The organism is Streptomyces rubrogriseus (assembly GCF_027947575.1).
Taxonomy (GTDB): domain Bacteria; phylum Actinomycetota; class Actinomycetes; order Streptomycetales; family Streptomycetaceae; genus Streptomyces; species Streptomyces rubrogriseus.
In genome coordinates this window covers 5,795,783-5,822,327 of record NZ_CP116256.1, presented here as the reverse complement: position 1 = coordinate 5,822,327, position 26,545 = coordinate 5,795,783, and the positions used below count along the sequence as shown (strand labels likewise).

Below are 26,545 nucleotides of genomic sequence, written 5' to 3'. Positions count from 1 at the left end.
ATGGCACCGACCGGCGGAGTGCGGGTTCTCAGCCTGGTGGATCGGCTCTGAAGGCGATCAGCGCGATGTCGTCCCGGTTGTCGGAGAGACTGCGCTGCAGGGAACCGAGGAGTTCGGACAGGGTACTGCCGCGCTGGTGTGCCGACGCGGTCAGAAGTCTGTGCTGGCCCTCGTCGAGGGAGGCGGTGGGGGTTTCGATGAGGCCGTCGGTGTAGAGCAGGAGGGTGTCTCCGGGGGCGATGGTGTGGGTGTGGCTGGTACGCGGGACGCCCGGGGCGACGCACAGCGGGGGGTCCGCGTCGGTGCCGGTGAGGAAGTAGGGCTCGGCCTGGGCGGGAATGAGCAGGGGCGGCGGGTGGCCGGCGTTGGACCAGGTCATGTGCCAGGCGCCGTCCCGGTGGCGGCGCATGCGGGCGTGGATGGCGGTCGTGAAGGAGGCGATGTCGAGCCCTTCGGCGGCGTTCTCGAGCATGCTCAGAAGGGTCGAGGGCAGGCACTCCGGGCCGTTGTTCCAGGCGAGGCCTCTGAGCATGCTGCGCAGCTGCCCCATGGCGGTGGCCGCGGTGAGGTCGTGTCCGGCGACGTCTCCGATGTCGAGGACGAGGGTCCCGTCGGCGTGGATGACGGCGTCGTACCAGTCGCCGCCGATCTCGTTCGCGGAGCTGGCCGGCTCGTAGCAGGCGGCCAGGTTCGCGCCGGAGACGGCCGGCGGGCTGGTGAGGTGAGCGTGCTGGAGGCGCAGCGCGGTGCGGCGCGCCCGCTGCAGGTCGAGCGCCTTGCGGATGGGCCGTTCCGCGGAACGGAAGATCCTCTGCAGCAGCTCGGTGTCGGCGGGGCCGGGAGCGGGGGCGTCCCCGTTGGCGCTGGTGGCGGCGTAGCCGAGGATGACGTCCTCGGCCACCAGCGGGTACAGGGTCAGGCTGGTGGCGTCCGCGCTCCTGAGCCACTGCTCGGTGACCGCTGGGACGATGCCCGGCGGCACTCCTTCGCCCGCCGCGAGACGGAGGGTGCGGGGAGCGCGTCGCGCCAGCACGTCCCGCACCGTGTCGCTGATGACCACGGTCTGATCCCGCAACGGAGGCCGAGCCGGCAGGCCGTGGCGGGTGGAGGAGACGGCCCGTCTGGCCGTGACCGGTACGTGCTCGGGCAGGGGCCACTCCTCGTGGCCCAGGAGCATGATCACGCAGGCGTCCGCGAGCTCCGGGACGATCGCCTGCACCACTACGGCGAAGGACTCGTCCAGGCTTTCTCCGGACACCTGTGCGATCTGTGCGAGAAGGCGTTCGCGCAGCGTGGCGCTCCACGTGTCCTCGATGTCGTCGGTCGCGGCGATCCACTCCTCGGCGCGGCCGTTGCGCAGGATGGGCACGCACCGGGTCGACACATGACGGTACGAGCCGTCGGCGGCCCGCACCCGGAACGTGGTCTCGAACAGCCCCGGCGGCTCCTGGGCGAGGGCGGCACGCCACTCCCGCCGAAGGCGGGCCCGGTCACGGGGATGGACGTACGCACCCCACCGCTCGTCCATCCGGTCGTGCCACGGGCTCCCGGTCAACTGCTGCCAGCCGGGGACGAGTTCCCTCGCGGATCCGTCCGCACGCAGTACCCACACCATCTGCGAGACGGCCGTCACGACCGCCTCGTACCGCTCGAGTGCCATCGTCTCGGCCGTCGTGTCCAGCGCGACGACCATCGCGCCGTGGCCTTCGGCCATCGTGACGGGCGTACAGGAGTACACGAAGTACCGGGCCTGTTCCGGGGCGCCGGGGTCGGGCTCGCGGGCTTCGGGAAGCCGGCACGGCCGCCCGGTGGCGACCACCTCGTCCAGCACGGTCAGGAACTCCTCGGCATCCGGTTCGGGGAACGCCTCCCTCGCGGGCAGGCCGATCGGCCGGGCTCCGAGCAGCCTGGCACAGGCACCGTTCTGGTAGACCAGCCGGTGCTCGGTGCCCGCGAACAACGCGATCGCCGCCACCGTCTCGTCGAAGAGGTGCACGTCGAGAGCTCGCCCCGAGCTCATCACCGGCCGCCCGCGCCGTGCGTCCGCCGGGCTCGGGGCCGACCAGGCGTCCGCCGGACCAGTGCCGTCACCTCGTCCTCCCCTTCCGCGGCCGGCCCCCGCACCGGGGTCACTGCGGCCCTGCGCTCCTCTGCGGCCATGAGTACCATCCAATGACGAGCACACCAGCCGCGCGCGCGGCCATACGCCAATCGGGGAAGCCGGGCCGAGCCGGCGCGGCGACCCCGCCGGATCGAATTCGTCCCCAGCACCGGTTGGCGGATCAGCCCCATCGGGGCCAACGGGTCAAAGCGGCAGGGCGTCGAGCGATGCTGCGTTCACGTCAGTGGGCAGGGGCCGCCGAACGCCGCTACAACGAGCCTCGTTCGCAGATCAGGCGGGCGACCTCGCGCAGTTTGGTGTTGGTCTCCTGCGAGTAGCGGCGGATCACGTCGAACGCCTGCTGCTCGGTGAGGTGGCGGCCGGCCATGAGGATGCCCATGGCCTCGCCGATCCGGTGGCGGCTGGCGACCGCCTCCTGCATCTGGGCGTGGGTGCGGGCGCTGGACAGGGCGACCGCGGCGTGCGAGGCCAGCATGATGCCGGCTGCCTCACTGATCTCGCTGAAGGCGCCGGGCCGCCGGGAGTAGATGTTCAGGGCGCCGAAGCTCTCGTCCTCGGTGAACAGCAGGAACCCCATCATGCTGCCCACTCCCAGCTCCTGGGCGGCAGACACGAAGTCCGGCCAGCGCGGCTCGTGCAGCGTCAGATCGGGGATCCGGAACACCCGCTCTTCCACGCCGTGGCGGGCAGCGCCGAAACACGGCCCCCGGCCCAGGCGGTGCTGAAGCCGATCAAGCTTTTCGACCAGAGGACAGCTCGGTGCCAGCGACCGCGCCCGGCCGTGGTCCAGCAGGAGAATGCCGGACGCATCACAGCCGTCCACCAACTCGGTCGCCGAACCCGTGATCCGCTCCAACGTCGTCTCCACCGAGCCCTGCGCGAGCAGGTCCTGGGCCATGCCCGCCATCTGATGTCCGAAGTCACGCCAGTCCATGCCCACTCCCTGCCCCGAAAGCGCCTGACCAGGCATCCACCAACGCCCACACCACTTCAGCGCCTTCGCGCCTCCGAGGCCGCGCTGCCGCCTTCGTGATCAGCGCGTCCAGCCGCAGGCGTCGCCCTGACCGGGACCGGCCTGATCGCACCGTGCATGATCTCCGAACATCGCTGGCACCTGGCATGCGAGTTCTCCAACTGGATCGAATCCGCCATGGGCTGCCCGTCCCCGCGCAAGGACGCGTGCTGTCCGCCCAACAAAGGGAACAGGCGAACCATTTCGGGCACCGGCAAGGTCGAGTGACGGTAGGGGCGGAGGCGGAAAGTCGCCGACCAGCACGGCAGCGAGGTGTCTCAGTCGGTCAGAAGAGGTCGAGCTGGGCGGACTCGGTTGCTCCCAGCATGCGGCACTCCCCGGTTTGCCCGTCGACGCGGACGTAGCCGGTGCCGACGGCCATGTCCCGCAGGTCTCCGGTGCGGAGGTAGGTGACTGACTGGCAGTCGAAGTAGAAGGCGGTTCCCACCTGGGCGCGCTCTCCCTCGACGAGCGCGAAGGCCATGCCTTCGTGGCTGACCTTCTGGTCCAGGAACTGCCTGGCCAGCCTGGTTGCCTCTTCCATGTCCAACATCGGTCTGTCCCTTCTTACAGCGCTTCGATGGGTGCTGTGGAGCTTTCCCTGAGGCCTCCGGGTGCCGAGGACGAGGCGCCTTCGGCCGATCAAGCAGTACGAGAACCGGGGTGGCCGAGGTGCCTTCCCGGACCGGGCCGCGCCGAACGGTCGGCAGCTTCGCACGCGGGCCTGCGGAACAGTGGACGCGAACGGCCCTCGCAGGGTCCGTCTGTACGATGCTCGGGCGTCTTGCCTCACGTACTTCGCCGACGACAGGGTGCCGGATCACCTGCTCGCCAGGTGGGCCGGACACACGAACGTGAAGACGACGGAGAAGTGGTACGTGAAGCCAGACGTGGCGAACCTGCCTCCGGCGGCGGAGGCGTGGGGAGGTCTCGCAGGGGGTGTGTGAAAGAACGTGACAGATGAAGGTGTGAACCCGTGACAGAAGGCAAGACCGAGACGCTGCAATACCGCTTTGACGGGCCAGAACACCTACCAGTCCTGATCCTGGGGCCGTCTCTCGGTACCACATGGCACATGTGGGACCGCCAGGTGCCCGAACTGGCCCAGCAGTGGCGGGTCTTCCGGTTCGACCTGCCCGGACACGGTGGCGCCCCGGCCCACCCGGCGGGGTCCGTCGCCGAACTCACCACGCGTCTGCTGGCCACCCTCGACGGACTCGGCGTGCAGCGCTTCGGGTACGCCGGCTGCGCGTTCGGTGGGGCCGTCGGCATCGAACTCGCCCTGCGCCACCCCGAGCGCCTCGCCTCCCTCGCGCTGATCGCCGCCTCGCCCCGCTTCGGCACCGCCGACGAGTTCCGCCAGCGCGGTGTGATCGTGCGCACCAACGGTCTCGACCCCATCGCCCGCAGTTCCCCGGAGCGCTGGTTCACCGGCGGATACGCGGCCGCGCAGCCCGCGATCACCGAGTGGGCCGTGCAGATGGTGCGGACCACCGACCCCGGCTGCTACATCTCCGCCTGCGAGGCCCTCGCCGCGTTCGACGTGCGCGGTGAACTCGGCCGGGTCGGCGTACCCACCCTGGTCCTCGTCGGCTCCGACGACCAGGTCACCGGTCCCGCCGAGGCCCGCACCCTGGTCGCGGGCATTCCCGACGCCCGCCTCGCGGTCGTCCCGGGCGCCTCCCACCTGGTCCCGGTCGAGCAGCCGGCGGCCGTCACCGACCTGCTGGTACGGCACTTCACCACCGCCTGGCAGGCCGCCCACGAGGCCACCTCCACCGGGCAGGTCCCCGTCCCGGTCCACCCCACGGCACACCAGGTCCCGGTCCCGGCCGCCGGGATCCCGGCCGCGCCCGTCCAGCCGGTGCCGGCTCCGCCGCCGCAGGCCGCGCCCATCGCCGAGATCGCCCCGGCACCCGTCGTGCCGCCACAGGCACAGGGGCGGCCGGACCCCTACGACGCGGGGCTCAAGGTGCGCCGTGAGGTCCTCGGGGACGGGCACGTGGACCAGGCGCTCGCGCAGGCGGACGAGTTCTCCGGGGACTTCCAGGAGCTCCTGACCCGCTACGCGTGGGGAGAGATCTGGGACCGGCCGGGCCTCGACCGGCGTGCGCGCAGCTGTGTCACCCTCACCGCCCTCGTGGCCGGCGGCCACCTGGACGAGCTGGCGCCCCACCTCAGGGCCGCCCTGCGCAACGGCCTCACCCCGGGGGAGATCAAGGAAGTGCTGCTCCAGGTGGCCGTCTACTGCGGGGTGCCGGCCGCGAACGGCGCCTTCCGGGTGGCCCAGCAGGTCATCCGCGAGGAGACGACACCACCGGAGTGAGCCCTGCGGGCCGGAGACGGGCGGGCGGCGGCAGGATGGGGGCATGAAGCTCACCAAGAAGTCGCACGCCTGTGTCCGCCTCGAAAAGGACGGGCGGACGCTCGTCCTGGACCCCGGCGGGTTCACCGAGGAGGACGCGGCCCTCGGCGCGGACGCGATCCTCGTCACCCACGAGCACCCGGACCACTTCGACGAGCTGCGGCTGCGCGCCGCCATGGAGGACAACCCGGCCGCGGCGATCTGGACGCTGCGGTCCGTCGCGGAGAAGATCTCGGCGGCCTTCCCGGGCCGCGTCCACACCGTCGGGCACGGCGACACCTTCACCGCCGCCGGTTTCGACGTACAGGTCCACGGCGAGCTGCACGCCGTGATCCACCCGGACATCCCGCGCGTCACCAACGTCGGCTTCCTCGTCGACGGCGGCAAGGTCTTCCACCCCGGCGACGCCCTCACCGTCCCCGACCACCCGGTCGAGACGCTGATGCTGCCGGTCATGGCCCCGTGGAACAAGATCGCCGAGGTGATCGAGTACGTGCGGGAGGTCGGGCCGCAGCGGGCCTACGACGTCCATGACGCGCTCCTCACCGACCTCGCCCGCCCGATCTACGACCGGCAGATCGGCGAGCTGGGCGGCTCCGAGCACCTGCGGCTGGCCCCCGGCGACTCGGCGCGGCTCTGAGGCTCTGCCCGGGGCGGGACCGCGTTGTCAGTGCCGCCCGGTAGGTTGTGGGACATGCGCATCGCGACCTGGAACGTGAACTCGATCACCGCCCGCCTGCCGAGGCTGCTCGCCTGGCTGGAGAGCAGCGGCACCGACGTGCTGTGCCTCCAGGAGGCCAAGGTCGCCGAGGCGCAGTTCCCCTTCGACGCCCTGCGCGAGGCGGGCTACGAGGCGGCGGTCCACGCCACCGGCCGGTGGAACGGGGTGGCGGTGCTCTCCCGCGTGGGCCTGGAGGACGTGGTCAAGGGCCTGCCGGGCGACCCGGGCTACGAGGGGGTCCAGGAGCCCCGCGCGATCTCCGCCACCTGCGGGCCGGTCCGCGTCTGGTCGGTGTACGTGCCCAACGGCCGCGAGGTGGACCACCCGCACTACGCCTACAAGCTCCAGTGGTTCGAGGCGCTGCGCGCCGCCGTCGAGGGCGACGCCGCAGGCGGCCGCCCCTTCGCCGTGATGGGTGACTACAACGTCGCGCCGGAGGACGACGACGTCTACGACCGGGCGGCCTTCGAGGGCGCCACCCACGTCACCCCGGCCGAGCGCGCCGCCCTCGCCTCCCTGCGCGGCGCCGGTCTGTCCGACGTGGTCCCGCGCCCGCTGAAGTACGACCACCCCTTCACGTACTGGGACTACCGCCAGCTCTGCTTCCCCAAGAACCGCGGCATGCGCATCGACCTGGTGTACGGCAACGAGCCCTTCGCCAAGGCGGTCACCGACTCCTACGTCGACCGCGAGGAGCGCAAGGGCAAGGGCGCCTCGGACCATGCGCCGGTCGTGGTGGACCTGGACCTGTAGCCGCACGCACCGTCCACGCACCGCACACACGCCTTCCGCGTGCCCTGTGGTGCACATGGCGGTACGAATGACAGTGTGGAGGTATGAACTTCCCCTTCCTGGGCAAGCGGCGCGAAGATCATCGGGCGCACGACGCGGAGGGCATCGGCGAGCTGCTCGCCGACTGCGATCTGCTGCGCTCGCAGGCGCTGCGGGAGGGGGTCCGGCTCGACGACTCCGCGCTCTCCCTGGAGCAGCTGGACCAGGTGCTCCCGCGCTGGCGCGGCGACGAGGAGATCCAGACCTGGCTCGGCAACGACGCCGGTCTGTACCTCGGCACCGTGATCGTGCGCACCGTGCCCGGCGCCGCCTGGAGCATCCGGTCCGACGGACAGCCGGTCGTCCGGCTCGCCTCCGGCCGGGAGTTCGACGTGGTGGCGAACGGCCATGCGTGGGCGGAGGACGGCGTGCCCGAACTCTCCCAGCTGTACGGAGAGGTCGCCGAAGCGTGAAGTCTTGGCCCTGCTTCCGGTGTAAATAGGGGTTATGACCGAAAGGTGCGTGTCGGCGGCATTGATGATGTTCGTCTCGATACGTTGCAGTGGTCGGAGGGACACGAACACACGGGGGACCTACGCGGGGTGCAGCCGGAGATCACTGCTCGCGGACGAGTAGAAGGTCAGCTGCACACCGGCGAGCGACCTCGTCGAGGCGCCGCTCGACGACGTGCCGCTCGCCGGTCCGCTCGGGCTCAGCGGGAGGTGCCGGACGGTGCCGAAGGCAGGTACCGCGGCGCCCGCCAGGCGTCCAGGCGGTGCTCCACCGCCGCACCCAGGGACAGCAGTTCGACGTCCTGGCGGTCGCCGGCCATGAGGAGCAGCCCCACCGGCAGTTCACCGACGAACCCGGCGGGCACCGACAGCGAGGGGTATCCGGCCACCGCCGCGGGGGTGGAGGACGGGATCACGTCGTTGTCGCCCCGCGCGCAGTCGGTGGTCCACGCGGGCGGGTTCGCCGGGGAGGCGATGGCGTCCAGGTCGTGCGCGGCCATGACCTCGTCTATGGAACGCCGGGACAGGTCCGTCAACTCTGCACGCATCGCCCGGTACTCCGGATCGGTGGTGGGCGGTGCGGCCAGCGCCTGCTCGAACAGCTCCTGGCCGGCGAAGCAGCTCTGCTCCCGCGGGTGGGTGCGGTTGAACTCGATCAGCCCGGCCAGGTCCCGCGGCCCGCTCCGGGTGGCGAGGTAGGCGTCGATGTCCCGGTGGAACTCGCTCAGCAGCGCCGGGAACTCGAGTTCGGCCAGCCGCTCCTGGTACGGCAGGCTCACCTCGACGACCTCCGCCCCCGCGGCGGTCAGCCGCTCGGCCGTACGGGTCATGAGGCCGTCCACCTCGGCGCCGAGCGACGGCAGCCGCCACAGGCCGATCCGCTTGCCGCGCAGGGTGCCGGGACGGCCGACCGCGTCCGTGAGGCTCGGAGCGTCGCCGGCGCGGACGGTGTCACGGCCGCTCAGCACGGAGAGCGTGAGCGCGGTGTCGATCACGTTGCGGGCCATGGGGCCGGCCGTGTCCTGTTCGGCGGAGATCGGTACGACGCCGGACTGGCTGACCACTCCGAGGCTGGGCTTGAGTCCGACCACGCCGTTCATCCCGGCGGGGCACACGATGGAGCCGTCCGTCTCGGTCCCGATCGCCACCTGCGCCAGCGACGCGGCGAGCGCCGCAGCCGAACCCGAGGACGATCCGCAGGGGTTGCGGTCCAGGACGTACGGGTTGTTCGTCTGCCCGCCCACCGCCGACCACCCCGAGGTCGGCTTGGCCGCGCGGAAGTTGGCCCACTCGGAGAGGTTGGCCTTGCCGAGGATCACCGCGCCGGCCGCCCGCAGCTTCCCGACCAGGACCGCGTCGGTGTCCGGCGGGCTCCCGGCAAGGGCCAGCGACCCGGCGGTCGTCGGCATGTCACGGGTGTTCACATTGTCCTTGAGCAGGACGGGGATGCCGTCCAGCGGGCCACGGGTCCTGCCGAGGCGGTGTCTGAGGTCGCTGGCGGCCGCCTGGCGCAGGGCCGTCGGGCTGGTGCGCAGCACCGCGTTGATCCTGGGGTCGACGGCCTTGATCCGCCGCAGGTAGGCGAGGGTCAGCCGGAGCGAGGACAGCGAGCCCCGGTTCATGCGCGCCTGCAGTTCGGGGATCGTCACCGTGTCCAGGTCCACTCCCTTGACCAGCGTCGACTCGGCGGATCGCGCCGAATCGCCGGGCCGGGAATCAGCGGCCTCGGCCCGTTGACCGGGTGCCGCCGCGACGAGGGGGACCACGACCAGGAGTGCGGTCAGGGCCGCCGTGCTTCTCTTCTTCATGGCCGACAGCCCACTACACGCGGCCGTCCGGCACAAGAGGCCGCTCAGTCACGGCAGTTGTCGCACACGGCGGGCCGGGGACGGTGTGCGGGGCCCCTTGACGCCCCCCACTGCTTCGCTAAGGTCTAGACCTGCACGCGTAGGTCTAGACCTGCGGTGCGAGGTTGCCTCATCGGCACCGTCGTAAGCCGGGGCAGGCTGATCCGACGTGGACCGAAGGGAAAAGTGATGTCATGCGCATGAAAAGACGAGTGGCCGCCGCCGTGGGAGCGCTGGTCGCTCCCGTGGTGGCCCTGAGTCTGCCGGCGCCCACCGCGAGCGCCCACGGCTGGGTGGTCTCGCCGGGGAGCCGACAGGACCAGTGCGCCAACCGCGTGGTGCAGTGCGGTCAGATCAAGTGGGAACCGGCGAGCGTCGAAGGTCCGAAGGGGCTGCGCAACTGCAGTGGCGGAGACGCCCGGTGGGCCGATCTGGACGACGACAGCAAGGGCTGGCGGGTCACACCGATCGGCACCACGCACACCTTCACGTGGACCATCGAGGCCCGGCACGCCACCAGCAACTGGCAGTACTTCATCGGCGACCAGAGGATCGCCCAGTTCGACGGGCACGGCGCCCTGCCGCCCGCGTCGGTCAGCCACCAGCTGGACTTCGGCGGGTTCAGCGGGCGGCAGAAGGTTCTCGCGGTCTGGAACATCGCCGACACCGCCAACGCCTTCTACGCCTGCATCGACGTCAACATCGGCGGTGGAAACGACGGCGGTGGAAACGACGGCGGTGGTGACGACGGTGGCGGCGACCAGCCCGGCGACTGCGTCGCGGGAGCCTGGAGCGCCGGGAGTGTCTACAACGGCGGGGAGACCGTCGCCCACGACGGCCACACCTGGCGTGCCAAGTGGTGGGTGACCGGAGAGGAGCCCGGCACCACCGGCGAATGGGGGGTTTGGGAGGACCTCGGCGCCTGCTGAGAGCCGTACGGCTCCAGCTCGGCCCCGGCCCCGGCCCCGGGTCCGGGCCCGGGCCCGGGCGGCGTACGCACCCGAAGGTGCGTGCGCCGGCCCGCGCCGTCGTGGGCGGGTCCGGGCGGGGCCGCGTCTCAGAGTCCTCTGATACCGCGCCGTTAGCGTCCGGCCGGTGGTGTGCGGTCAACCGGTCTCGTGAAGGAGCGCCATGACGGAACAGTTCCCCGGTGCGGTCCTCGACCTCCTCGACGCGGCGGGCGACCGCACGGTCTTCGAGCACGACGGCCGGGAGGTGAGCGGACGGCACCTGCTCGGCATGACCCGGCGGGTGGCGGCCGCCCTGCGGCAGCACGGCGTCGGGCCGGGCCGCGGCCTGGCCCTGCTGCTCGGCGTCGGCCCGGAGGCCTTCGCCGCCGTCATCGCCGCGTACACCGTCGGAGCCCGCGTCGTCGGCGTACGGCCCGGCATGACGGACCACCAGCGTGCGGCCCTGCTGCGGGACGCCGAGGTCGCGGTCACGGTCACGGACCGGTCCGGCGCACCGGGCGGAACGGACCTCCGGCCACCTGGGGCCGTCCTGCCGCTCGACGAGCTGCTCGCGGCGCCCGACGACGGTCTGCGGCCCCGCGTCCCGGCCCGGCCGAAGGACGTCGCCCGGCTCATCCACACCAGCGGCAGCACCGGCGTTCCCAAGGCGTGTGCCCAGACGTACGAGGCGATGACGGCGGCCTGGGCGCTGCGGCCGCGGGACTGGCCGCCGGCGGTCCGGGAACTGGCGGGCCGACTGGACCGGTTCCTGGTCTTCGGGACCCTGGCCAGCCAGGTGATGCTCGAGTACGGCCTGCTCGCACTCGCCGCCGGCGGCGTCCTGGTCTCCGCCGACCCGCCGGACCTCCCCGGGGCCCTCGTGCGGCACCGGGCGACCGCGAGCGTCATCACGGTCGGGCGGCTGAACCGGCTCGTGACGGAGCTGCGTTCCGCGCCCGCCGATCTCGGTGGCCTGCGCGCGCTCATGGTCTCCGGCTCGCCGCTGGAACCGGCCCGGGCGCGCGAGGCCGCGCAGGTGCTCGGCCCGGTCGTCTTCCACGGGTACGGACAGACCGAGACCGGCATGATCTCCATGGCCACGCCCGCCGACCCGCCCGGCTCGCTCGGCGTACCGCCCGTCGACCTGGAGGTCCGGGGACCCTCCGGCCGCCCCGTCCCGGCCGGCACCGAGGGGGAGATCTTCGTCCGCACCCCCTCGCAGGGTGCCGGGTACTGGGGGCAGCCCGCGCTCAGTGACGAGGTGTTCGTGGACGGCTGGGTCCGCACGCGGGACCTCGGGAGTCTCGACGCCCGGGGCAGGCTGTGGCTCTCGGGACGCATCCGGGACGTGGTCATCGTCGACGCCAACGTGCACTACGCCGGTCCCATCGAGCGACTGCTCGCCCGCCACCCGGCGGTGATGGAGGCGTACGTCGTCGCCGTGCCCGACGACGCCACGGGGGAGGCCGTGCACGCCTTCGTCGTCCCCACGGCCGGGCGCGTACCCGCTCTCGACGACCTGCGCGCGCTGGTGGCGGCGCGGCTGGGCGAGGCCTGCGCGCCGACGCGCCTGACCGTCATCGACGAGGTGCCGCTCACCGCCGCCGGGAAGCCGGACAAGCGGCGGCTGGCGCGGGGGACTTGACCGGCCGGACCGGTCCGGCCGGTCCCCGGTCACCGGCCGCCCACGGCGACGGCCTCCCGCGGACGACCGGCGCGCACCCGGTCCCGCCGGTCCAGCAGGGCCAGCAGCGGCGTCGCCATCACGGTCGTCGTGATGGCGACCACCACCAGGGCGCTGAACATCGCCTGCGTCACGATCCCCGCCGCGAGCCCCAGGTTGAGGGCGACCAGCTGCATCAGTCCGCGCGCGTTCATCAGCGCCCCCACCCGCAGGGCGACCCGGTTGGGCTCGCCCGCCGCCCGCGCGGCGAGCCAGCAGGCACCGAACTTGCCGACGACCGCGACCACCACGCACCCCGCGGTGAAGAACAGGACCGGACCCGAACCCAGCAGGGTGAAGTCGGTGTTCAGCCCCGAGTACGTGAAGAACAGCGGAACGAAGACCGCGCCCACCGGCTGGAGGGTCCCGACCGTGCGGTCCAGCCGCTCCGAGCGGGGGAAGACGACGCCGAGACTGAACGCGCCGAACACCGCGTACAGCCCGATGACGTCGGTGTACCAGGCGATCAGGAACAGCACGCCGACGAGGGCGAGCAGCAGCTGGTCGGCACCCGTGCGCTCGGCGAGCAGCGCCGTACGGTCGCGCAGCCGCACGCCCACGGCCAGTACCGCGATGAGACCGAGGCCCCCGGCGACGGCCACCGAGACCTTCCCGGCGCTGCCGCCCGCGATGCCGAAGACCCCGGCGAGCAGGACCCAGGCCGCGGCGTCGTCGACCGCGCCGGCCCCGAGGGACAGGGCGCCGAACCGCGTCTTCGCCAGGTTCCGTTCGGCGATGATCCTGGCCAGCATCGGGAACGCCGTCACCGCCAGCGCGACGCCGACGAACAGGCCGGACACCGTCAGAGACACGTCCGGGGCGAGCGCGCCGGTGCGTTCGCCGACGGCGGCGATGAGCACCACCCCGAGCACCATCGGCACCACCAGCCCCGCCGCCGACACCAGCCCGGCTGACCGGGCGACCCCCCGGAGCCGGTCCGCGCGGAAGTCCCAGCCGACGTGGAACATGAACGCCACCAGCCCGATCTGTCCCACCACGTAGAGGACCGGACGCAGTTCGGTGGGGAAGAGGGCCGACTCGACGCCGGGCAGCAGCGCGCCCAGGACCGACGGGCCCAGGACCACGCCCGCGAGCATCTCCCCGACGACCGGTGGCTGCCCGACGAGTTGCAGCAGGCGTCCGACGACCCGGCAGACGACGAGGATCACGACGACCGCGAGGAAGAAGGCGGGGCCCAGTTCCGTGGTGCTCATCCGTTGCTCTCCTTGCTCTGCGTGTGGTGAGCGACCGGACAGTGTCCGGAGCGCGGTTCCTCGAAGTACCGGGCCGCCGGGCGCAGCCGCCGGGCGTGCAGCACCATGACCGTGCCGAGCACCAGCTGCCGTACGCCCCGGGTGACGTCCTCCACCCCGTCCCGCAGCCGGACGAACCGGCGCAGGGCCGCCAGCCGGCGCCGGCCGGGGGCGAGGCCGCGAGGGATCAGCAGACACGGCGCGCGGTGCGGGTTGGAGCGGGTGTGCGAGGCCGTCGAGTCGAGCCGGAACCGGGTCAGCACCTCGCGCACGGCGACGCGCAGGACGATCGGGGACACGCGCCACGCGGGGCAGGGACGGTTCGCCGCCACCCCGAACGGAATGTACGGGCCCCGCCTGGCCGCGGGGCCGGACCAGCGGTCCGGGTCGAACTCGCCCGGCCGTTCGTGGCCCGTGGCCTGGTAGTCGGGGTAGCTGAAGCACACCACGGACCCGGCGGGCAGCACCGTCGTGTCGTCGAGCGGCACCTCACCGGTGGTGATGCGGTGGGCGATCCCGAACAGCGGGTACAGCCGCAGCGTCTCGTCGATCACGTGCGCGAGGTACCGGTCGTCGTCCGGGCGTTCCGACAGGCGGTGCTGCACCCGCGGATGGCGGGCCAGGGCGAGCAGCACGTGCGCGGTCGCCTCGGACAGCTGGACGACCGCCGTGTTGAAGAACGTCCCTTGCAGGTACAGCGCCTGCTCGGACGGGGTGAGGGAGGCCGGGAGGCGGTGCGGCACGTCCCCGGCGGCGATCCGCTCGCCGAGGTACGCCGTCAGCCGGGCCCGGCGTCGCGGGTGCCGCAGGCCGGTGCACTTGAGGGCGGTGATCACGTCGTCGGCGTGTGCGGTGATCAGGTCCCGGGCGTGCGGCGGGCACGGCCGGCGGAAGACCAGCTCGTAGGCGAAGGCCGCCCAGGCGGGCATGAGCAGGTCCCGCAGCCGCACCAGGCTGATACGGGTGAGCGGGACCGTGTCCAGTACGTCGGCGACGGCCCGCCCGGCCGCCTCGGCGAGTCCGGCGGACGAGCCGGCGAGGATCCGCCGCGTCGTCGCGGCGACCTCGTCGTAGCGTTCACCGGGCTCCAGATGCTCCTGGTGCACCTCGGAACCCGGCGCGAGCCAGTACCAGAACAGGTCGGACAGGCTGGCGCCCGCGCTCCGGCCGTTCACCGCGGGATGGGCGTACACCCGCTCGAACACCTCGGGGCCGTGGGCGGCGTTGGGCAGGGTCACCACCCGGTCGCCGTTGACCTTCTCGAAGACGCGCACCCGCAACGCCACCACGGTGCGCGGCAGCCACCACGATGCGGGCCGCCGGGTGCCGCTCACCACGCCGCCTCCCCCGGCCACGCCGCGCCCTGGCGGACGACCATGTCGGCGCTCAGATCGGCGTTGCGGCGCCCGCCGCACAGGGCGAGCGTGTGGTCGTACTCGTCGAGCAGCGTCCGCAGCACCCGACGGACGCCCGCCTCGCCCTCGGCCGCCAGCCCCCACAGCACGGGGCGCCCCACGCCGACGGCCGCCGCGCCCAGCGCGAGGGCGACGGCCACGTCACCGCCCCGGCGCACCCCGCCGTCCAGGAGGACCGGCACCGCACCGGCGACCGCCTCGACGACCGCGGGCAGGCAGTCGACGGACGCCGCGGCGCTGTCGCACTGACGGCCGCCGTGGTTGGAGACGATCACCCCCGCCGCGCCGTGCTCCACGGCCAGCCGCGCGTCCGCCGGGTGGAGCACCCCCTTGACCCACACGGGCAGCGAGGTCGCGCCCACCGTCTCGGCGAAGTCCCGCCAGGACGCCGCCGGGTGCATCGGGATGTCGGTGAGGGTGCCCGGCGGGGTACCGGGCAGGTCGCGCATGTTCTCCGCCGCGTAGCCGGGCGGCAGGTCGTCGAACCCGTTGCGCAGGTCCCGGGTGCGGCGGCCGAAGCGCGGCGAGTCGGCGGTGACGACCAGGGCCGTACAGCCGGCCCCCTCGGCCCGCCGCACCAGCGCCTCGGTGACCTCCCGGCGCGGGTGCGGGTAGAGCAGGAACCACACCGCCGGGTCCGGCGCCGCCTCGCGGGCCGCCGCGACGACGGCCGGCACCGCCGTCGTCGCGGCGACGCCCGTCACCAGGACGGCGCCCTCGGCCGCGGCGGCCCGCGCCGTGGCCCGCTCCCCGTCCGGGTGCAGCAGCCGGTGGAACGCGGTCGGCGCGACCACCACCGGCGCCGCGCCCCGGGCGCCCGGCAGGTCCACGGCCGTCTCCCGCCGCGTGGCGCCGCTCAGCACCCGGGGCAGCAGCGCGTACCGGTCGAACGCCCGCGCGTTGGCGGCCAGCGCGCGCTCCTCGCCCGCGCCGCCCGCCACGTAGTCGTAGTGGACCGGGTCGAGCACCGCGCGCGCCGCGTCGTGCAGCTCGCGGAGGGTCACGGCGCCACCGGGGCCGCCGCGTCGCGCCGGGCGGCGAGGAACGCCCGCAGCGGGGCGCGGTGGTACTCCTCGCTGTCCCACTCGTTCTCCAGGTTCGCCGCCAGGTGGTGCTCGGCGACGAACGCGCCCTGCCGGTACCAGCGCACGACCGGGTGCAGATAGCGGCCGTCCAGCCCGGAGACGTCGTACTGGGACCCGCGGCCGGCGCTCACGTCGAAGGGGTCGACGAGGTCGTGGTCCTTGCCGTACTCCAGGGTGATCACGGCGTGCGCCTCGACGTCCCCGAAGTCCCCCGCGCCGACGGCGTCCGGCACATGGGCGACCGGGACCTCCTCGGCGTAGCGCATGGTGCCGTCCGGGGCGAGCGTGAGCAGGTCGCCGAGGACCGCGAACTGCTGCCACAGGGCCGAGGACCGGTTGACCCGGCCGATCACGGCGTCCACGGCCCGCTCCGTGGTGTCGCCCAACTCCGTCGCGGGCCACGGCTCCTGGTGGTGGCGCTGGCGCAGTCCCCGGTGCAGGGCCCGCACCATGTAGCGGAAGCCGTGGATGAAGCCGGTCGTGGCCTTCCGGAAGTCCCGGCCCTGCATCAGCGTCCCGGCGAAGTACAGGCCGGGCACGTTGACCGACTCGCTCAGGGGCGTCAGCTCCGGGAAGCGGCCGTCGACCATCAGGTCGGGCGTGCAGGTCTCGTCGAAGAGCGAGACGTCGCAGCGGAACCCGGTCGCCACGATCACCCGGTCGTAGCGCAGGTCCTTGACGACGTCCTCGTTGCGCTCGAAGGCGAACCGGACCCGGTAGCCGTCCGCGTCCCGCCGGATGTCCTGCACCCGGCCGTCCAGGAGGGCGTTCTGGGACTTGAGCTGGTAGCTGTCCAGGAAGTTGTTGTAGACCGCCCGCAGGTGCCCCACGTAGTGCGTCCGCCAGGCCATGCGCAGCGAGCCCGAGCCGGCCACGTGGATGACCGCCGCGTTCTCCATCAGGTTCTCGGCGGTCTCGAACGCCGAGTTGCCCCGCCCGATGATCAGCACCCGCTGGTCGGTGTAGCCCGCCGGATCGGTGTCGATCGTGTCGTAGCGCTCGGCCAGTTCGACGCCCGGGATCGACGGCAGGTTCGGCACCGGCATGCCGGTGGCGACCACCAGGTGCCTCGCCCGCCACCGCGTCCCGCCCCGGTCGGTGACGGTGAACCCCTCGGCGTCGCGGGTGACGTGCCGCACCGCGGTGTCGTAGCGCACCCGCACGCCGGTCCGGTCGGCGAAGTCCGCCAGGTAGCGCACCAGGTCGTCGGCGGGCGGGAAGTAGCGGGGACTGTAGCGGGTGAACACCAGCTCCGGGTCGTCGCTCAGCAGCGAGTTCCAGTCCATCCGCAGCCGCAGCTCCGGGTCGTCGTACCCGGTGTGCACCTTGTTGTTCGAGATCAGGTTGCGGTGCCTGGGGAAGCGCGTGAAGAACGCGCCCGGCACGCCGCCGCGCTCCAGGACGACGTAGTCCGCGCCGTCCCGCTCCAGGAAGGAGGCGAGTTGCAGGCCGGCGGGGCCCGCTCCGATGATGAGGTAGTCATGGCAGTCGTGGCTCATGTCCACGGAAGGTAGCCACGGGATTTCAGAGCGCTCTGAGATCCCCGGCCTACGTTGCCCGGTGTGCTCACACCCACGGACACCGTCCCGCTCACCGGCCCCCTGGACCCCGCGGTCCTGCCCCGCGCGGCGCAGCCCCTCACCGTCACGGTGGACGAGGAGGCCCGCGCCCGCCTCGACCGCGGGCGCCGCCTCTTCCACGCGCTGCGGCACGGACCCGGCGGCACGGACCGCCGGATCTACGGCGCCGACACCGGCTTCGGCGCCCTCGTCGGCTATGCCGGCCGCACCGACGACGCCGACCAGTGCGACAACACCCTGGCGCACCTCGGCGCGGGCCAGGGACCGGACCTCCCGCCCGGGATCGTGCGCGCCGCCCTGCTGCTGCGCACCCGCTCCCTCGCCCAGGGGCTCTCGGGCGTGTCGGCCGAGGTGGTCGACCGGCTCGCGGCGATGTTCGCCACCACCTTCGCCCCCGCCGTCCCCCGCTACGGCTCCGTCGGCGCGAGCGGCGACCTCATCCCGCTCGCCTACGCCACCCAGGCCCTGCGCGGCCGGGGCCACGCCTACCTGGACGGCGACCGGATGCCGGCCGGCGACGCGCTGACCGCCGCCGGACTGCGCCCCCTCGCCCTCGACGGACGCGACGCGCTCGCCCTGGTCAACGGCACCTCCCTCACCACCGCGGCCACCGCGCTGGCCCTCGACGCCGTGCGCGCCGCGCACCGCTCGCTCACCGCGCTCAGCTGCCTGCTGACCGACCTCCTCGGCTGCGACACCGGCTTCCTCGACGCCGACCTGCTGCGGGCCTACGGCCACCCCGGCGCCGTCGACGTGGGCGGCCGGATGCGGCGCACCCTGGCGGGCGGCACGCCCTCCGGCACCCGGCCGCTGCAGGAGCCGTACAGCATCCGCTGCGCCCCGCAGCTGCTGGGCGCCGCCGAGGACGCGCTGCGTCACGTCGACGGCGTCGTCGCCGCGGACCTCGCCGGGGTCAGCGACAACCCGCTGTTCTTTCCCGCTCCCGGCACGGGCTCCGGCACCGACGACGCGGGGGAGGGGAAGGCCGTGCACGGCGGGAACTTCTTCGGGCAGCCCGCCGCGTTCGCCGCCGACCTGCTCGCCTCCGTCGCCGCCCAGCTCGGCAACCTCGCCGAACGCCAGCTGGACCTCCTGGTGGACCCGGCCCGCAACGGCGGGCTGCCGCCGATGCTCGCCCCCGAGCCCGGGGTGCAGCACGGTCTCCAAGGCGTGCAGCTGGCCACCACCGCGTTCGTGGCGGAGATCCGCCGCGCCGCGACCCCGGCCGGCATGCAGAGCCTGCCGACGAACCTGCACAACCAGGACGTCGTCCCGTTCGGCACCCAGGCGGCCCTGCGCGCCCACGACACGGCGGAGCTGCTCGGTCTGCTGTGCGGGTCGCTCGCCCTCGGCCTGCGCCAGGCCGCCCACGTCGGAGCCCGCCGCCCCACCGCACCCCGGTGCGGGGACCTCCTGGAGGCTCTCGCCGACGCGATCCCCCCGGTCGACCCGGACCGCCCGCTGGACTCGGACGTGCGGGCCGCCGCCCGCCTGCTGGTCAGGTACGCCCGGCCCTGACCCGGCGCGGCACGAAGCGGGGCGCCCGGCCCCGGGGCGGCGGGACGGAGACGGCCGGGGGACCGCCCAGGGGGAGCCGGATGACGAACCGGGCGCCGTGTCCGGGACGCCCGGTCGCGGCGACCGTACCGCCGTGGTGGGTGACGACCTCCCGCAGCAGCGCCAGCCCCAGCCCGTACCGGCCGGTGGACCCGCCCCGGTGGAACCGTTCGAAGAGGCGTTCCGCCTCGGCGGGTTCGAAGCCCTTCCCGGTGTTCGCGACGGTCAGCGTGACCGTGCCGCGCACCCGTGCCAGGGCGACCTCGATCCGCCCGCCCGGCGGCGTGTGTCCGACGGCGTTGGACAGCAGCTCCCCGACGGCCCGGCGCAGCGCCGACTCGACACCGTCGACGAACAAGGGGCGCGGCGGTCCGTCCACGGCGACGGTGAGACCGCCCTCCCGCACCCGGTCCGCCTCCTCCGCGACCGCCGCACGGGCCAGCGCCGCCAGGTCGACCGGCCGGTGCTCCGAAGGCCGCGCCGGGCCCGCCGCGAGGCTCGCGGACAACAGCAGGTCGTCCAGCACCTCGCCCAGCCGGCCGGCCGAGCCGACCAGCCGCGTCAGCCCCTCGCGGTGCCGGGCGGGCAGGTCCTGCGCCGCCGCCTGCCGCGCCAGCAGCTGCGCCCGCGTGTACACCTGGGTGACCGGGGTGCGCAGCTCGTGGCTGGCGTCCGTGACGAAGCGGCGCTGCCGGGTGAGCGCCTCGGCCAGCGGGGACACGGCGAGCCGCCCCAGGACCACCCCGGTGACGGCCGCGGCCAGCAGACCCACCACCTCGGCGACGCCCAGCGCGAACCACAGGTGCCGGCGGTCGGCCAGCTGGAACCGGAGGTCGAACACGGCCTGTACGACCTTCCCGTCCGCCCTGACCTGCGTACGCACCAGATACCGGGTGTCGTCGCGGCGCACCGTGCGTTCCACCGCCTCGTGGGTCCGGCCGACCCGCCGCATGTCGCTCTCCACGGGGAAGCCCGCCGGGGCGTTGGCCAACGGCGTCGCGCCGCGCGCGAACAGCCAGGTGCACACCGGCGGACTGGACAGGTCGCCGCGCGCCGCGCCGTAGCGCAGCTCCCGCCACACCTGGTCGCTCTGCGCCCGCGTCATGACGGTGTCGGCGATCCCGCCGACGACGGTGACCAGCAGGGTGATGATCACGCCGGTCAGCACGGCGACGCGCAGGCGGGCCCGGTGGACGGCCGCCCGCTCCCCGGACGCCGACGCGCTCACAACGCCCCCAGGCGGTAGCCCAGTCCGTGCACCGTGCGCACCACCTGCCGGCCGAGCTTGCGGCGCAGGTAGTAGACGTAGGTGTCGACGATGGAGGAGGCGGGTGCCTCCTCGAACACCAGCCGGCGCAGCTCCGCCCGGGTGTGGACGGCGTCGGGGTGCGAGGCCAGCACCCACAGCAGGGCGAACTCCCGTGCGGCGAGCGCGATCCGCTCGCCGTCCGCGGACTCCACCTCGCGCCGCCCGACGTGCAGACGGCCCGCACCGATCCGCAGGACGTCACCGCCCTCCAGGGAACGCCGGCACAACGCCCGTAGTCTGGCGCCCAGTTCGTCCAGCTCGAACGGTTTCACCAGGTAGTCGTCGGCGCCGGCGTCCAGGCCGTCGACCCGGTCGTGCACGGTGCCCATCGCGGTCAGCATCAGTGCCGGGGTGCGGACCGCGCGGGTGCGCAGCCGGCCCAGCAGGTCGAGGCCGTCCAGCACCGGTAGCCGCCGGTCGACGACGAACACGTCGTAGCGCCGGGTGAGGCCGAGGTGCAGGCCCCGTTGGCCGTCGGTCGCCACATCGACCGCGTAACCCTCGTCCCGCAGTACGTCGGAAAGCATGAGGACCAGTTCCCGGTCGTCCTCGATCAGCAGCAGCCGCCACGGATCCCGCGCGCGCTCCCGTGTCATGTCCACTCCTCTTCAGCCCCGCAACGGCCTCAACGCCCTTGTGTTGTACGGAAGTTCCCGATCGAGAGGTTGAAGTGCCGGAGATCGAGAGTGTGCCGTGGGGATCCTGATAGCGATGCCAGAGTCCTCCCGGCCACCCTCGATGCCGCCTTGCTGACCGCATCAGGGGAGGATTGGCATCGATAACATCATCTGCCATAGTCACAGCTATCGACGGTCAAGGAGGAAACCGTGCAGCGATCCACCCTCACCTACGCCGACGGCACCCTCCTGCGGAACGGGCGCCCGCACCGCCTGCTGGCGGGCTCGCTGCACTACTTCCGGGTCCACCCCGGGCACTGGGCCGACCGGCTCCGGCGGCTGGCCGCCCTCGGCCTGAACGCGGTCGACACCTACGTCCCCTGGAACTTCCACGAGCGCACCGCGGGCGACATCCGCTTCGACGGCCCGCGCGACCTGCCCCGGTTCATCCGGCTCGCCCAGGAAGAGGGGCTGGACGTCGTCGTGCGGCCGGGTCCCTACATCTGCGCCGAGTGGGACAACGGCGGTCTGCCCGCCTGGCTGACCGGCACTCCCGGCATGCGGCTGCGCACCTCCCACGGCCCCTACCTCGAAGCGGTCGACCGCTGGTTCGACGCGCTCGTCCCGCGGCTCGCGGAACTCCAGGCCGGCCGGGGCGGACCGGTCGTGGCCGTGCAGATCGAGAACGAGTACGGCAGCTACGGCGACGACCGCGCGTACGTCCGCCACATCCGGGACGCCCTCGTCGCCCGGGGCATCACCGAACTGCTCTACACCGCGGACGGACCGACCCCGCTGATGCAGGACGGCGGTGCCCTGCCCGGCGAACTGGCCGCGGCGACCTTCGGCTCACGCCCCGACCGGGCCGCGGCGCTGCTGCGCTCCCGCCGGCCCGGAGAGCCCTTCTTCTGCGCCGAGTTCTGGAACGGCTGGTTCGACCACTGGGGCGACAAGCACCACGTCCGGCCGGCCCCGAGCGCGGCCGAGGACCTCGGCGGCATCCTCGACGAGGGCGGCTCCGTGAGCCTCTACATGGCGCACGGCGGCACCAACTTCGGACTGTGGGCGGGCGCCAACCACGAGGGCGGCACCATCCGCCCCACCGTCACCAGCTACGACTCGGACGCCCCCATCGCCGAGAACGGCGCCCTGACCCCGAAGTTCTTCGCCCTGCGGGACAGGCTGACCGCGCTCGACCCCGCCGCTGCCCGGCGCCCGCTGCCCGCCGACCCACCGCTGCTGGCACCCCGCGACCTGCCGGTCGTCGGGCAGGCGGCCCTGCTCGACGCCCTGCGGGCGACGGCCGAGCCCGTGAGCGCACCGCTGCCGCTGAGCTTCGAGGAACTGTCCCTGGCCTCCGGCCTGGTCCTCTACGAGGCCGAGCCGCTGCTGCCGCCGGGGGAGCACGAGGTGACCGTCACGGGGCTGCACGACCGCGCCCAGGTCTTCCTCGACGACACACCCGTCGCCGTACTGGACCGCGAGAGCGCCTCGTTCACCGTCACCGGCACCGGAGCACGGGTCCGGCTGGCGCTGCTGGTGGAGAACCAGGGACGGATCAACTACGGCCCGCTGCTCGGCCAGGGCAAGGGCATCCTCGGCGGGGTGCGGGTGGAGCGCCGGCTGGTGCACGGCTGGACGATGCGTCCGCTGCCGCTCGACGCGTGGACGGGGCGGGACACGGCACGCGCCGCGGCGGCGGCCCCCTCGGACGGCCGGGCCGGGTTCGCCACCGCCGTCCTGCCGGTGGCCGAGCCCGCGGACGCCTTCGTCGCCCTGCCCGGGTTCGGCAAGGGCTTCCTCTGGGTCAACGACACCCTGCTCGGCCGCTACTGGGAGATCGGCCCCCAGAGCACGCTCTACCTGCCCGGTCCGCTGCTGCGCCCCGGCGACAACACCCTCACCGTGCTGGAACTCGAACGCCTCGGCGACCGCGTCACCCTGCGCGAGGGCCCCGACCTCGGCCCGTCGGAGGAGTACGTCGAGACCTTCGACTGACGCCCAGGGCAGCCGACGGCCGGGTGCGGCCCGCCCCTGGGGAGGGACGGGCCGCACCCGGCGGTGTCTCATCGGGCGTCGGCGGGGCGTTCGCCCGGCGGGTAGCCCGTGGGGAGGTCCACGGGCACGCCGTACACGCGCATCTCCGCGGCGGCCGCGTAGGGCTGCCCGTTGAGCGCGTCGAGGGCGGTGAAGCGAGGGCACGGTGGCGGGGGTCGTGCGGTGGACCAGCCCGGTGTTCTCGGCGTGGGACTTCAGCGAGTGCCGGCCGGTGATGTTATCGATGCCAATGGGTCGCGCCTGGCTAGACTCCGAGGCGGACCATTACCTGCGACGGCGGCCGGAGCCGCCGTTTTTGTGGAGAGGCGAGCGATGTCATCGGAGACGCCGGCCGCCGACGGGGCGCCCGTGAGCAGGCGGACGGCCGACGACGGTGCCGCCCGGCAGCCCGGCATGGCCGACGTGGCCCGGCTCGCCGGGGTATCCGCCCAGACGGTCTCCCGTACGCTGGCCGGCCATCCCAACGTCCAGCACACCACCCGTGCCAAGGTGCTCGCCGCGGTCGAGGAGCTGGGCTACCGCAAGAACAACGCGGCGCGGATGCTGTCCTCGGGGCGCAGCCGGACGATCGGCGTCGTCACGCTGCGGACCACCTTCTACTCCCGCGCGAACCTCGTCTTCGGCATCGAGGCCGCGGCGCGCGAGGCCGGGTACGCGGTCAGCACCGCCGCCACGGCGTCCCTGGACACCGCGGCGATCGAGAGCGCGCTGTCCCGGCTGGCGGAGCAGGACGTCGAGGGGGTCATCCTCTCGGTGCCGCTGGTGCACGTGAGCCCCAGGATCGAGCGGCTCACCCGCTCGGTGCCGACCGTCACCGTCGACGGGTCGAGGACACCGGCCACCGAGATCGTCGCCGTCGACCAGGCCCTGGCGGCAAGGCTCGCGACCCGGCACCTGATCGAGCTGGGCCACGAGACCGTCTGGCACGTGTCGGGCCCCCAGGAATGGCTCGACGCGGCCAGTCGCCGCGCCGGCTGGCGCGACACCCTCGAGGAGGCGGGACTGTCCGTGCCACCGGTGCTGGAGGGGGACTGGACACCCGCCTCCGGATACCGCAACGGCCTGGTCCTGGGCAAGATCCCCGACGTCACCGCAGTGTTCGTGGCCAGCGACGAGATGGCCTTCGGAGTGATCCGGGCCCTGCACGAACTCGGCCGCGGGGTGCCGCGGGACATCTCCGTCGTCGGGGTCGACGACATCGCGCTCGCCGAGTACTGCTCGCCCTCACTGACCACGGTGGCCCAGCCGTTCGCCGAGATGGGAGCCCTCGCGGTCGCCCACCTGCTGCGGCACATCGCGGACCCGGACGCGGCCCCCGAGCCCGCCTCCGTCGAACCCGTGCTGGTCGTGCGCGCCAGTACGGCGGCGGTCGACGGCCCGGCGGCACGCCGGTCCTGACCGTCACGGGCGCGCCGCCCGGGAGACGTCGCCAGTCGCTCAGGACTCACCCACGGCGTCGCGGGCCCGAGTCCCGGTGACGAGAACGAGTGCGGCGAGAAAGTCCTCGAAGGCCCGGTCGGCTCTCGCCACGTCGCCCGTGGTCTCGATGTCCATGATGAGGCCGCGGACGACCGCCAGTACGAGCGTGGCGAGTTCGGGACGGCCGACACTGCGCATGCCCTCCTCGAACGGCCGCAGCCAGTCCGTGGTGGACTCGCGGCGGAAGTCCGGCCACAACCGCTGCTCGGCATCCTCGCGGAGTCTGCCGAACATGGTGAGGTAGGGCCGGCCGGCCGGGCCGGTCATGACCCGCCAGGCTCGGCGCAGCGTGCTCGGGTAGGGCTCGTCGGGCCGGGGGGAGACCAGTTCGCCGAAGAAGTCGCGCTGACGTCGCCGTGCCCGCCGCAGGGTCTCCCGCAGCAACGCGTCCCGGGTCCCGAAGTGGTAGATGAGCATCCGGGCCGACGTGCCGGACGCGGCCGCGAACGGCTCCAGGCGGTTGGGAAGCCCGTGCGCGAGCGCGTGGTCGACGCAGGCGTCGAGGATGCGGTCGCGGATCTCGGGCTGCTTGTGTCGACCCATCGCCGCACTTTTTCACGTAACCACGGCTACGTCTACCGTTGACCGGAGGGCTTGGCGTCCGGATTTCGAGGAGGAAGTAATGCGCGTTGTGTTCGTGCACGGGGCCTGTGTCCGTGACGGGTCGTGGTGGTGGCACCTGGCCGCCTCGGCCCTGCGCGGGCACGGTATCGGCAGCACCGCCCCGGCGCTGCCGAGCTGCGGCGAGGGCGACCGGCCGGCCGGTCCGCAGGGACCCGGGCTCGCCGAGGACGTCGCCGCGGTGCGCGCGGACCTCACCGTGTCGGACGAGCCGATCGTGGTGGTGGCCCACAGCTACGGCGGAATCGTCGCCGCAGAGGCGGCCGCGGGCGTGGCGGCGGTGCGCCACATGGTGCTGGTGTCGAGCTACCTGCCCGAGCCCGGCGAGTCGCTGTCGACGTTCGGAGCCGACGCGCCGCCGCCGTTCCTGGACTTCGATCCCGAGGGCGGCACGTTCGGCGCCCGGCCGGAGCTGTTCGCCGAGACGTTCGCGCAGGACTGCCCGCCGGACCTCGCCCGCGACGCGGCGGCCCGTCTGGTCCGGCAGACGCTGACCGTGACGCAGCAGCCCGTTCGGGCGGCGGCGTGGCACGACGTGCTCACGACGTACGTGGTGTGCACCGAGGACCGCGGCACCCCCGTGGCCGCGCAGCGTGAGTTCTCCCGCCGTGCGGACCGGGCCGTCGAGGTGGAAGCGGGCCACCACCCGTTCCTGTCGCAGCCACAGGCCGTGGCCGACATCGTCCGACACCTGCCGTGACCGCGACCGCGACGGCGGGCGTGCGCCCGGCACCGCGGGCGACCGACCCGGAGCGGTGCTCAGGCCCGGTGGGAGTTGCGGGAGGCGGGTGCCGGGGTGGGGAGGGGAGTGGTCGCCGCCCGGGTGACGTCGCCGACCAGCTCGACCACGTCCGGGCCGTACGCCTGTGAGTTGACGACCTTGAGCAGCAGCACGAAGGAGTTGTTGCCGTGCTTGCGGGCCAGCTTCTCGTGGTGCCGGGCGAGGTAGCGGGTGGCGGCCTGGTTGGTGATCGCGCGCTGGCCGCAGAAGAGGAAGGCGGGCCGGGCCTCGCGCCGGTCCCCGGCGGTGAGGCGGGCCAGCAGCACGTACTCCGTGACACCCGCCTCCAGCCGGTAGCGCTCGCTGCCGATCTGGAAGGCGCCCCGGTCGGGACCGGGCTCCGGGTCGACGTTCATCCGCACCCCGGGCAGCATCGCCGCCATGTGGGCGACCATGCGCCGGTTCGAGCCGGGGCCGCCCACGCAGAACTCCGTACGTTCGCCGAAGCCCTGGCCGACCATGTCCTGGGTGACCACCTGGACGTGCGCGCCGCAGTCCTTGACCAGTGCGGCGAGTTCCAGCAGCGCGAAGACGTCGAAGCGGTGGACCGCCGGTTCGGAGGCGGCCGGGTCCCGGTTGACGACGAGCAGCGACTCGGAACCGCCCGGCAGCCCGAGGAACGCCTGCTTCCGCCGGAGCCTGCGCTTCCACAGGTAGGTGCGGGCGAGCCAGCCCAGCGTGGCGCTGATGCCCGCCGCGAGCACACCCAGGACGATGTTGCGTACGTCGTCAGTCATGGGCGCGCATGCTAGCGGGCGTCGGCGTAC

General features: G+C 73.3%; 22 protein-coding genes. 10 read left to right on the top strand and 12 right to left on the bottom strand.

Annotation, left to right across the window (positions count from 1 at the left end):
• Window positions 1-28: 28 nt before the first annotated feature.
• From Sru02f_RS26450 to Sru02f_RS26440, 3 genes are all read right to left on the bottom strand, one after another.
• Window positions 29-2,020: a SpoIIE family protein phosphatase gene (locus Sru02f_RS26450; protein WP_109028389.1), complete on the bottom strand. Its 1,992-nt coding sequence runs from the start codon at window positions 2,018-2,020 to the stop codon at window positions 29-31.
• A gap of 349 nt (window positions 2,021-2,369) precedes the next feature.
• The gene (locus Sru02f_RS26445) at window positions 2,370-3,056 is read right to left on the bottom strand and encodes a GAF and ANTAR domain-containing protein (protein WP_109028390.1); all 687 of its coding nucleotides are present in this window, start codon (window positions 3,054-3,056) and stop codon (window positions 2,370-2,372) included.
• 364 nt (window positions 3,057-3,420) lie between these two features.
• Window positions 3,421-3,687: a hypothetical protein gene (locus Sru02f_RS26440; RefSeq protein ID WP_109028391.1), complete on the bottom strand. Its 267-nt coding sequence runs from the start codon at window positions 3,685-3,687 to the stop codon at window positions 3,421-3,423.
• Between the two features lie 423 nt (window positions 3,688-4,110).
• On the opposite strand from Sru02f_RS26440, the gene pcaDC reads away from it, so the two are divergent.
• From pcaDC to Sru02f_RS26420, 4 genes are all read left to right on the top strand, one after another.
• The gene (gene pcaDC / locus Sru02f_RS26435; RefSeq protein ID WP_109028392.1) at window positions 4,111-5,460 is read left to right on the top strand and encodes a bifunctional 3-oxoadipate enol-lactonase/4-carboxymuconolactone decarboxylase PcaDC; all 1,350 of its coding nucleotides are present in this window, start codon (window positions 4,111-4,113) and stop codon (window positions 5,458-5,460) included.
• 43 nt (window positions 5,461-5,503) lie between these two features.
• Window positions 5,504-6,139 (top strand): MBL fold metallo-hydrolase, encoded by a 636-nt coding sequence (locus tag Sru02f_RS26430; RefSeq protein ID WP_109028393.1) that lies wholly within the window; start codon window positions 5,504-5,506, stop codon window positions 6,137-6,139.
• 54 nt (window positions 6,140-6,193) lie between these two features.
• Window positions 6,194-6,973, top strand: a complete 780-nt coding sequence (locus Sru02f_RS26425) for an exodeoxyribonuclease III (protein ID WP_109028394.1) — start codon at window positions 6,194-6,196, stop codon at window positions 6,971-6,973.
• A gap of 83 nt (window positions 6,974-7,056) precedes the next feature.
• The gene (locus Sru02f_RS26420; RefSeq protein ID WP_109028395.1) at window positions 7,057-7,464 is read left to right on the top strand and encodes a DUF6278 family protein; all 408 of its coding nucleotides are present in this window, start codon (window positions 7,057-7,059) and stop codon (window positions 7,462-7,464) included.
• A gap of 239 nt (window positions 7,465-7,703) precedes the next feature.
• Here Sru02f_RS26420 and Sru02f_RS26415 read toward each other — a convergent pair whose 3' ends face one another.
• The gene (locus tag Sru02f_RS26415; RefSeq protein WP_109028397.1) at window positions 7,704-9,311 is read right to left on the bottom strand and encodes an amidase family protein; all 1,608 of its coding nucleotides are present in this window, start codon (window positions 9,309-9,311) and stop codon (window positions 7,704-7,706) included.
• Between the two features lie 233 nt (window positions 9,312-9,544).
• On the opposite strand from Sru02f_RS26415, the gene Sru02f_RS26410 reads away from it, so the two are divergent.
• Window positions 9,545-10,279 carry a lytic polysaccharide monooxygenase gene (locus Sru02f_RS26410; RefSeq protein WP_109028398.1) on the top strand — a complete coding sequence of 245 codons (735 nt, stop codon included), beginning with the start codon at window positions 9,545-9,547 and terminating at the stop codon, window positions 10,277-10,279.
• A 202-nt stretch (window positions 10,280-10,481) separates the two neighbouring features.
• Window positions 10,482-11,945, top strand: coding sequence for a class I adenylate-forming enzyme family protein (locus tag Sru02f_RS26405; protein ID WP_109028399.1), 1,464 nt, complete (start codon window positions 10,482-10,484; stop codon window positions 11,943-11,945).
• A gap of 29 nt (window positions 11,946-11,974) precedes the next feature.
• On the opposite strand, the gene Sru02f_RS26400 is transcribed toward Sru02f_RS26405, so the two are convergent.
• Genes Sru02f_RS26400 through Sru02f_RS26385 form a run of 4 tightly spaced genes read right to left on the bottom strand, consistent with a single transcriptional unit; the run spans window position 11,975 to window position 17,275 of the window.
• Window positions 11,975-13,237, bottom strand: a complete 1,263-nt coding sequence (locus tag Sru02f_RS26400; protein ID WP_109028400.1) for a cation:proton antiporter — start codon at window positions 13,235-13,237, stop codon at window positions 11,975-11,977.
• Window positions 13,234-14,610, bottom strand: coding sequence for a cytochrome P450 (locus tag Sru02f_RS26395; RefSeq protein ID WP_109028959.1), 1,377 nt, complete (start codon window positions 14,608-14,610; stop codon window positions 13,234-13,236). The genes Sru02f_RS26400 and Sru02f_RS26395 overlap by 4 nt, the downstream gene beginning before the upstream one ends.
• Window positions 14,607-15,695, bottom strand: coding sequence for an alpha-hydroxy acid oxidase (locus tag Sru02f_RS26390; RefSeq protein WP_109028401.1), 1,089 nt, complete (start codon window positions 15,693-15,695; stop codon window positions 14,607-14,609). Before Sru02f_RS26390 ends, Sru02f_RS26395 begins: the two co-directional genes overlap by 4 nt.
• The gene (locus tag Sru02f_RS26385) at window positions 15,692-17,275 is read right to left on the bottom strand and encodes an NAD(P)-binding domain-containing protein (protein WP_109028958.1); all 1,584 of its coding nucleotides are present in this window, start codon (window positions 17,273-17,275) and stop codon (window positions 15,692-15,694) included. The genes Sru02f_RS26390 and Sru02f_RS26385 overlap by 4 nt, the downstream gene beginning before the upstream one ends.
• Before the next feature lie 63 nt (window positions 17,276-17,338).
• Here Sru02f_RS26385 and Sru02f_RS26380 point away from each other — a divergent pair, with 63 nt between their 5' ends.
• Window positions 17,339-18,874 carry an aromatic amino acid ammonia-lyase gene (locus Sru02f_RS26380; RefSeq protein WP_109028402.1) on the top strand — a complete coding sequence of 512 codons (1,536 nt, stop codon included), beginning with the start codon at window positions 17,339-17,341 and terminating at the stop codon, window positions 18,872-18,874.
• Here Sru02f_RS26380 and Sru02f_RS26375 read toward each other — a convergent pair.
• Both Sru02f_RS26375 and Sru02f_RS26370 read right to left on the bottom strand, forming a co-directional pair.
• Entirely contained in the window at window positions 18,855-20,141 is a 1,287-nt protein-coding gene (locus Sru02f_RS26375; protein WP_109028403.1) for a sensor histidine kinase, read from the bottom strand. The genes Sru02f_RS26380 and Sru02f_RS26375 overlap by 20 nt on opposite strands.
• Complete coding sequence (locus Sru02f_RS26370) at window positions 20,138-20,818, bottom strand: response regulator transcription factor (protein WP_109028404.1); 681 nt, start codon at window positions 20,816-20,818, stop codon at window positions 20,138-20,140. The genes Sru02f_RS26375 and Sru02f_RS26370 overlap by 4 nt, the downstream gene beginning before the upstream one ends.
• A gap of 231 nt (window positions 20,819-21,049) precedes the next feature.
• Here Sru02f_RS26370 and Sru02f_RS26365 point away from each other — a divergent pair, with 231 nt between their 5' ends.
• Entirely contained in the window at window positions 21,050-22,837 is a 1,788-nt protein-coding gene (locus Sru02f_RS26365) for a glycoside hydrolase family 35 protein (RefSeq protein ID WP_109028405.1), read from the top strand.
• A gap of 372 nt (window positions 22,838-23,209) precedes the next feature.
• The gene (locus Sru02f_RS26360) at window positions 23,210-24,295 is read left to right on the top strand and encodes a LacI family DNA-binding transcriptional regulator (RefSeq protein WP_109028406.1); all 1,086 of its coding nucleotides are present in this window, start codon (window positions 23,210-23,212) and stop codon (window positions 24,293-24,295) included.
• Window positions 24,296-24,334: 39 nt separating this feature from the next.
• Here Sru02f_RS26360 and Sru02f_RS26355 read toward each other — a convergent pair whose 3' ends face one another.
• Window positions 24,335-24,919 carry a TetR/AcrR family transcriptional regulator gene (locus Sru02f_RS26355; protein ID WP_109028407.1) on the bottom strand — a complete coding sequence of 195 codons (585 nt, stop codon included), beginning with the start codon at window positions 24,917-24,919 and terminating at the stop codon, window positions 24,335-24,337.
• 79 nt (window positions 24,920-24,998) lie between these two features.
• Here Sru02f_RS26355 and Sru02f_RS26350 point away from each other — a divergent pair, with 79 nt between their 5' ends.
• On the top strand, window positions 24,999-25,697 hold the full coding sequence (locus Sru02f_RS26350) for an alpha/beta hydrolase (RefSeq protein WP_109028408.1): 699 nt from the start codon (window positions 24,999-25,001) through the stop codon (window positions 25,695-25,697).
• A gap of 59 nt (window positions 25,698-25,756) precedes the next feature.
• Here the strand turns inward: Sru02f_RS26350 and Sru02f_RS26345 are convergent, their stop codons facing one another.
• The gene (locus Sru02f_RS26345) at window positions 25,757-26,515 is read right to left on the bottom strand and encodes a hypothetical protein (protein ID WP_109028409.1); all 759 of its coding nucleotides are present in this window, start codon (window positions 26,513-26,515) and stop codon (window positions 25,757-25,759) included.
• Between the last annotated feature and the right edge of the window lie 30 nt (window positions 26,516-26,545).